General features: G+C 67.6%; 5 protein-coding genes. All 5 read right to left on the bottom strand.

The features are described from left to right. Positions 1-374: 374 nt before the first annotated feature. Positions 375-968, bottom strand: coding sequence for an LOG family protein (locus GGR71_RS13840; RefSeq protein WP_017913415.1), 594 nt, complete (start codon positions 966-968; stop codon positions 375-377). A gap of 219 nt (positions 969-1,187) precedes the next feature. Further along, positions 1,188-2,630 (bottom strand): dihydrolipoyl dehydrogenase, encoded by a 1,443-nt coding sequence (gene lpdA, locus GGR71_RS13835; protein WP_160963756.1) that lies wholly within the window; start codon positions 2,628-2,630, stop codon positions 1,188-1,190. Between the two features lie 112 nt (positions 2,631-2,742). Then, entirely contained in the window at positions 2,743-3,957 is a 1,215-nt protein-coding gene (gene sucB / locus GGR71_RS13830; RefSeq protein WP_160963754.1) for a dihydrolipoyllysine-residue succinyltransferase, read from the bottom strand. A gap of 47 nt (positions 3,958-4,004) precedes the next feature. Further along, a complete protein-coding gene (locus tag GGR71_RS13825) occupies positions 4,005-6,830 on the bottom strand; it encodes a 2-oxoglutarate dehydrogenase E1 component (RefSeq protein ID WP_160963752.1) in 2,826 nt (941 codons plus the stop codon). A 184-nt stretch (positions 6,831-7,014) separates the two neighbouring features. Beyond that, positions 7,015-7,914, bottom strand: a complete 900-nt coding sequence (locus tag GGR71_RS13820) for a GNAT family N-acetyltransferase (RefSeq protein ID WP_184452048.1) — start codon at positions 7,912-7,914, stop codon at positions 7,015-7,017. Positions 7,915-7,918: the final 4 nt, after the last annotated feature.

The raw sequence follows: 7,918 nt of genomic DNA, 5'->3' as shown, positions 1-7,918 counted from the left end.
CAAGTTCCTGCGCTGGCTCAATGCCATCGCACGCGATCAAGCCCCGTACGCTCCTCCAGCCATCGCGGGTGCATGACAGTTGACTCCTACAGGGCTCTTCCCATCGTCATGTGAGGTGCACCAAGCACGACGCCGACACGCTGCCTTTGGTCTCAGCGCAGCGCGTTGCGCCGCTTCTCGTCGATCCGCGCTGCAGGAGCAGTGAGGCGCCTGAATCTGCAACGCGTCGCCACGTGCCATGCACTCGTCGCCGTCAGATGTCTCTCAGTGCAATGCGTTGCGGCGTTTCCCGCCATCGCGCAGCAGTGGCAGTGAGGCGCCGGAATCGGTCACGCGTCGCTACGCGCGATGATCTCGCCGCTCCTCAACGGCGCTCAACGCAACGCGTTGCGCCGCTTCTCGTCGATCCACTTCGACGCCTGCGCCGGCGTGTACTCGCGCATCCAGCCCAGCATCGTGTCGATGTCGCTGCCGTACCACAGGTCGGCGCGCTGGTCCGGGTGCAGGAAGCGCTCCTCGACCATGCGATCGATCATGCCGATCAGCGGTGCGTAGAACCCTTCCACGTCGAGGAAGGCGCAGGGCTTGTTGCCGATGCCCAACTGGCGCCAGGTCAGCATCTCGAAGATCTCTTCCATGGTGCCGAAGCCACCGGGCAGGGCAACGAAGGCGTCGGACAGGTCGAACATGCGCGACTTGCGCTCGTGCATCGAACCGACGATTTCCAGTTCGGTGAGGCCGCGATGCGCCACTTCCCAGTCGGCCAGTTGCTTGGGAATCACGCCGGTGACCTCGCCGCCGGCGGCCAGCACCGCATTGGCCACGGTGCCCATCAGGCCGACATTGCCGCCGCCGTAGACTAGGCGCAGCCCTTGCTCGGCGATGCGCGTGCCCAGCGCGGTGGCACGCTCGACGTAGGCGGGCTTGTTGCCGGCGTTGGAGCCGCAGTAGACGCAGATGCTTTTCATGGGATTGGGGAGTCGGGATTGGGGATTCGTAAAAGCGGTGGGTGTGTCGGGGCGCTGATGCTGCCGGAGCGGGCGCGGGTCATCGCTTGATCGCTTCACGCGTGAGGCGATCCGCAAAGCACAACGCCGGGCATGTGCCCGGCGTTGTGCGATTGCCGGGCGGGGCAGGAGCGGCGGTCGCTGTTGCGAATCCCCACTCCCGACTCCCCAATCCCGGCTTCAATTGGCCTTGTGGATCGCCCGCTTGCTCACCGCCATGGCCGCGTCGTGGATCGCTTCGGACAGGGTGGGGTGGGCGTGGCAGATGCGCGCCAGGTCGTCGGCCGAGCCGTTGAACTCCATGGTCAGCACGCCTTCGTGGACCAGTTCGGAGACGCCGACGCCGACCAGGTGCATGCCCAGGACGCGGTCGGTCTCGGCGTGGGCAATGACCTTGACGAAGCCCGCCGGCTCGCCCATCGCCACCGCACGGCCGATCGCCGCGAACGGGAAGCTGCCGGCCTTGTACGGCACGCCTTCGGCCTTGAGCTGCTGCTCGGTCTTGCCGACCCAGGCGATTTCCGGCTCGGTGTAGATCACCCACGGAATGGTGTCGAAGTTGACGTGGCCGGGCAGGCCGGCGATCAGTTCGGCAACCGCAATGCCTTCCTCGAAGCCCTTGTGCGCCAGCATCGGCCCGCGCACGCAGTCGCCGATCGCCCACACGCCGTCGACGCCGGTGTGGCAGTGCGCATCGACCTCGATCTGGCCGCGCTCGTTGACCTTCACGCCGGTGCCTTCGGCCAGCAGGCCCTTGGTGGCGGCGCGGCGGCCGACGGCCACCAGCAGCTTGTCCACGGTCAGGCTCTTCTCGCCTTCGCCATCGGCGTAGGTGACGACCACTTCCTGCTTCTTGCCCTTGCCGGTGATCTCGGTCTTGGAGACCTTGGCGCCGAGCTTGATGTCCAGGCCCTGCTTCTTGAATTCCTTCAGCGCGGTCTTGGCCACTTCGGCATCGGCCAGGGCCAGGAAGTCCGGCAGCGCTTCGAGGATGGTGACCTCGGCGCCCAGGCGCTTCCACACGCTGCCCAGTTCCAGGCCGATCACGCCGGCGCCGATCACCGCCAGGCGCTTGGGCACCTCGGTGAAGTCCAGCGCGCCGACGTTGTCGACGATGGTCTCGCCGTCGAACTTGGCGAACGGCAGTTCGATCGAATCCGAACCGGCGGCCAGGATCACGTTGGTGCCCTTGAGCTCGACTTCGCTGCCGTCGTGCTGCTTGACCTTGACCACATTGCCCGGCTGCAGCTCACCGAAGCCGTAGTACGGGGTGATCTTGTTCGCCTTGAACAGCATCGCGATGCCGCCGGTGAACTGCTTGACGATCTTGTCCTTGCGCCCGACCATCGCCGCGACGTCGATCTTGGCATCCTTGAAGCTGATGCCGTGCTCGCCGAACAGGTGGCCCATGTTCCAGAACTGGCGCGAGGAATCCAGCAGCGCCTTGGACGGGATGCAGCCCACGCGCAGGCAGGTGCCGCCGAGCGCCGGCTTGCCGTCCTTGCCCAGCGCCGCGTCGATGCACGCGGTCTTCAGGCCCAACTGGGCGGCGCGGATGGCCGCGTGATAGCCGGCAGGACCGGCACCGATGACGACGACGTCGTATTGCTGTTGTTCGCTCATTTCATTCGCTCACGGGATTCGGGATTGGAGATTCGGGATTCGCAAAAGCAGGCGGGGCTCAGGACGGGGACGCTGTTGCCAATCCCCAATCCCGACTCCCCAATCCCGGCTCTTACAGACCGAACAGCATCCGGCCCGGGTTTTCCAGCTGGTTCTTGATGTCGACCAGGAACTGCACCGAGTCCTTGCCGTCGATGATGCGGTGGTCGTAGGACAGCGCCAGGTACATCATCGGGGCGATCACGACCTGGCCGTTCTCGGCGATCGGACGCTCCTTGATCGCGTGCATGCCCAGGATCGCGCTCTGCGGCGGGTTGATGATCGGGGTCGACAGCAGCGAGCCGAAGGTGCCGCCGTTGGTCACGGTGAAGGTGCCGCCCTGCAGTTCTTCCAGGCTCAGCTTGCCGTCGCGCGCCTTCTTGGCGTAGTCGGCGATACCCTGTTCGATGTCGGCGAAGGACTGCCGCTCGACGTTGCGCAGCACCGGCGTGACCAGGCCCTTGTCGGTGGACACGGCGATGGAGATGTCGCTGTAGCCGTGATAGATGATGTCGTCGCCGTCGATCGAGGCGTTGACCAGCGGGAAGCGCTGCAGCGCGTTGGCGGCGGCCTTGACGAAGAAGCTCATGAAGCCGAGCTTGATGCCGTGGGCCTTCTGGAACTCGTCCTGCAGTTCCTTGCGCGCGGCCGAGACCTTGGCCAGGTTGACCTCGTTGAAGGTGGTCAGCATCGCGGTCGAGTTCTTCGACTGCATCAGGCGCTCGGCGATGCGCTTGCGCACGCGGGTCATCGGCACGCGCTCTTCCGGACGCGCGCCGCTGGCCTTGCCGGCGCCGCCGTTCTTGGCGTAGTTGAGGATGTCTTCCTTGGTCACCGCGCCGCGGCGGCCGGTGCCTTCGACCTGCGACGGATCCACGCCCTCGGTGATGGCGCTAAAGCGCGCGCCCGGCGGCAGGCTGGACACGTCGCCGGCGGCCTTCGGCGCGTCGGCCTTGACGGCCTTCGGCGCTTCCGCGGCCGCCGCCTTGGGCGCCTCGGCCTTCGGCGCATCGGCGACCTTGGCCTCGGCCGGGGCCGCAGCGGCGGTCGCGCCTTCCTCGATGATCGCCAGCAGCTGCGAGCTGGTCACGGTGGCGCCGGCTTCGAACTTGATCTCCTTCAGCACGCCATCGACGGGCGAGGGCACTTCCAGCACGACCTTGTCGGTCTCCAGGTCCACCAGGTTCTCGTCGCGCTTGACCGCGTCGCCGGCCTTCTTGTGCCAGCTGGCGATGGTGGCATCGGATACGGATTCGGGCAGTACCGGAACTTTGACTTCGGTGGCCATTGCAGGGGGCGTCCTAGTGGTGTCTTTTTTGGAATGTGAAAGGGTGTTTATTCAGCGACTTGGTCGTTGAACGGATTCAACAGCGCATCGGCGACCAGCTTCAGCTGCTCTTCCACGTGCTCGGCGAAATGGCCGGCGGCGGGAGACGGCGAACGGGCGCGGCCGGCGTAGTGCAGGCTCTGTCCGTCGGCCAGGCAGGCCTGCAGGTGATGCTTGATCTGGTACCAGGCGCCCTGGTTCTGCGGCTCTTCCTGGCACCAGACCAGGTCGGTGGCATTGCCGTAACGCTTCAGTTCGGCCGACAGCAGCTCGCGCGGGAACGGATACAGCTGCTCCACGCGCAGGATGGCGACGTCGTCCTGGCCGCGCTTGGTCTGGTCCTCGAGCAGGTCGTAGTAGACCTTGCCGGAGCAGGCGACCACGCGCTTGACCTTCTTCGGGTCGGCCTTGGCGTCCGGGATCAGGTGCTGGAACTCGCCATCGGCCAGTTCTTCCAGGGTCGACACCGCAAGCTTGTGGCGCAGCAGCGACTTGGGCGTCATCACCACCAGCGGCTTGCGCGTGGACATGCGCATCTGCCGGCGGATCATATGGAATGCCTGGGCCGGGGTGGTCGGCACGCAGACCAGCATGTTCTCCAGCGCGCACAGCTGCAGGAAGCGCTCCAGACGCGCGGAGCTGTGCTCCGGGCCCTGGCCTTCGTAGCCGTGCGGCAGGAACAGCGCCAGGCCGGTGATGCGGCCCCACTTGGCCTCGCCGGCGGCGATGAACTGGTCGATCACCACCTGCGCGCCATTGGCGAAGTCGCCGAACTGCGCTTCCCAGATGCACAGCGCATTGGGGTCGGTGGTGGAATAGCCGTACTCGAAGCCCATCACCGCCTCCTCGCTGAGCAGCGAGTCGATCACGGTGGCGTCTTCCGGGTTCTCCACCAGCTGGCGCAGCGGCAGGTAGTAGCTGTCGGTCTTCTGGTCGTGCAGGATCGCGTGGCGGTGGAAGAACGTACCGCGGCCCGCGTCCTGGCCGACCAGGCGCAGCTTGTGGCCTTCGCCGAGCAGGGTGGCGTAGGCCAGGTTCTCGGCGAAGCCCCAGTCGCCCGGCAGTTCGCCAGCGGCCATCTTCACCCGATCCTCGTAGATCTTGGCCACGCGCGGGTGCAGCTCGACGCCGCCCGGGATGGTGGTGATGATCTTGGCCAACTGGTCCAGCGTCTTGCGCTTGACCGTGGTGTCGACCTTGTCGGTCAGTTTGCCCGACAGGTACTTGGACCAGTCGATGGCGAATTCATCGGGCTTGCGGGTCGCCAGTTCGGTGGTGTATTCGCCCGAGTCGAGCTTGTTGCGGTAGCCGTCGACCAGCGCCTGCGCCTCGCCGGCCTGCAGCACGCCTTCGCTTTCCAGCCGGGCGGCGTACAGCTCGCGGGTGGTCTTGTGCTTGCGGATGGTCTGGTACATCACCGGCTGGGTGGCCGCCGGCTCGTCGGCCTCGTTGTGGCCCCAGCGGCGGTAGCAGACCAGGTCGATGACCACGTCCTTGTTGAACTGCTGGCGGAAGTCGTAGGCCAGGTTGGCCACGAACGCCACCGCGTCCGGATCGTCGCCGTTCACATGGAACACCGGCGCGCCGATCATCTTGGCCACGTCGGTGCAGTACAGCGTGGAACGGGCGTCGTCGCGGGCGCTGGTGGTGAAGCCGATCTGGTTGTTGACCACGATGTGCACGGTGCCGCCGACCGCGAAGCCGCGCGCCTGCGACATCTGGAACAGCTCCATGACCACGCCCTGGCCGGCGAACGCGGCGTCGCCGTGGATGATCACCGGCAGCACCGAGGTGCGCGCGGCGTCGCCGTAGCGCTCCTGGCGCGAACGCACGCTGCCGACCACCACGGGGTCGACGATTTCCAGGTGCGAGGGGTTGAACGCCAGCGCCAGGTGCACCGACTTGCCGTCGGCCACCGCCACGTCGGCGGAGAAGCCCATGTGGTACTTCACGTCGCCGGTGTGGGCGCGGTCGTCGTGGGCGTGCTCGAACTTGCCTTCGAACTCGTCGAACAGCTTGCGCGGGTTCTTGCCCAGGGTGTTGACCAGCACGTTGAGGCGGCCGCGGTGGGCCATGCCGACCACGATGTCCTTGACCGCGTCGTTGCCGGCGCGCTGCACCAGCACGTCCATCATCGGGATCAGCGAATCGCCGCCTTCCAGCGAGAAGCGCTTCTGGCCGACGTACTTGGTGTGCAGGTAGCGCTCCAGGCCCTCGGCGGCGGTGATCCGCTCCAGGGTGCGGCGGCGGCTGGCGGCGTCGCCGGCGATGTTGCCGCCCGCGTTCTCCAGGCGCTGGTAGATCCACTGGCGCTGTTCGAACTCGGAGATGTGCATGAACTCGCTGCCGATCGACCCGGTGTAGGTCGCCTTCAGCCGCGCCAGCAGGTCGCGCAGTTTCATCCGCGGCTGGCCGCCGAGGCCGCCGGTGCTGAACTCGCTGCCCAGATCGCTTTCCGACAGGCTGTGGAACGGCAGGCCCAGGTCCGGCGGGTTCACCGGCGGGGTCAGGCCCAGCGGATCCAGCCGCGCGCCGAGGTGGCCGCGCGAACGGTAGGCGGTGATCAGGCGGCCGACATGGCGCTCGCGCTCGTCGCCGCTCGGGCCGGTGCCGCTGTTGGCGGCCTGGCGCGCGGCGCTGGCGATGTGGGCGATGACCGCAGAGTGGGGGACGTCACCGGCATCGCGGCCCTGGAAGCCGTCGAAGTAGGTTTTCCACTTGGGATCGATGCTGTCGGGAGAGACCAGATACTGTTCGTACAGGTCTTCGATATAGGCGGCATTGCCGCCGGCGAGTTGCGATGACTGCGCAAACTGCTTGAGTAGATTGTCCACGATGGTGGGGTGCGGTCGCTTTGTTTGGGGTGGCTTGCGGTAGGAACCGGCGGACATTGGGCCGCGCGGGCGTAATCAAGCGCAAAAATTATACCCCCATGAACCAGCCGGGGTGTGCATTCGGCGTGGTCGAGGCCGATCCCGGTTCATCCGTGGCAGTTGCGGGAGCGCGGTCGCGGCCGCCTCACCAGCCCAGCGCGCGCAGTTCGCTGCAGGGCCGGGCGCGCTCCCAGACCCGGTCGAAGGTGGCGCGCAACTGCCGAGCGCGGCCGCCGCCGAGCAGGTCGGTCTCGCCGTCGTAACGGTGACCGAGTCCACGGAAGTAGTAGCCGCCGCCCTCGTCGACCAGATAGGCGGTGGCGTCGCCGCGGTCCACCGGATCGCTGACTTCGCGGAACTGGAACACGCTGGGCAGGCGCTGCGCCAGGGCCAGCAAGGGCGCGCCGGCGCGCTGCGGCGCGGCCGCGTCGTGCAGCAGCACGCGCACCTGCTTGGCATGCGCGGTGACCGCGAAGCGGCGCACCTGCTCCAGCACGCGGGCATCGTCGAGCAGGCCCGGATCCAGCGTGCGGCTGTGGATCAGCACCTGGCGGCGGGCCTGTGCCAGCACCGCGATGCTGGCGGCGATCGCCATCGTCGCGTCCTCCACCGCCACGGCGCCGTCGAAACGGCGGCGCAGCGGCACGGCCTCCGCGCCGGCGGCCACGCCACCCGGCGGCGGCAGGAAGCCGTGGCGGGCGCAGAACGCCAGTGCCGCGACCGGGGCCTGCAGTTCCAATTGCGGCCAGCGCCGACGCTGCGCCGCCTCGACCAGGCCGCGCAGCAGCGCGCTGCCGACGCCGCGCCCGCGCCAGTCCGGCAGCACGATCAGTGCGGCGATCCGCCAGTCCGCGCCGAGCCGGGCCGCGCCCACCGCCTGGCCGTCGTCGCTGCGCGCGACCAAGTGGTCGCCCAGCGCGTCCAGCACCGCAGTGGCGGCGTCCGCAGGGTCCGCCGCGGTGTCGGCGGCGGCACGCAGTGCGCGCAGTTCGGCGCCGTCACGGACGGGGTCGAGTGCAGCGATGCGGAAACCGGGACCGCGCATGGTC

The organism is Xanthomonas sp. F1, assembly GCF_014199855.1.
Note: the sequence above shows the minus strand (reverse complement) of the source record. Positions and strands in the feature narration are given on the sequence as shown.

What these genes read in the sequence shown, in the direction of transcription:
- lpdA (WP_160963756.1), bottom strand. Translation starts at nt 2,630, where the DNA reads ATGAGCGAACAACAGCAATACGACGTCGTCGTCATCGGTGCCGGTCCT.
- sucB (WP_160963754.1), bottom strand. Translation starts at nt 3,957, where the DNA reads ATGGCCACCGAAGTCAAAGTTCCGGTACTGCCCGAATCCGTATCCGAT.
- GGR71_RS13820 (WP_184452048.1), bottom strand. Translation starts at nt 7,914, where the DNA reads ATGCGCGGTCCCGGTTTCCGCATCGCTGCACTCGACCCCGTCCGTGAC.
- GGR71_RS13840 (WP_017913415.1), bottom strand. Translation starts at nt 968, where the DNA reads ATGAAAAGCATCTGCGTCTACTGCGGCTCCAACGCCGGCAACAAGCCC.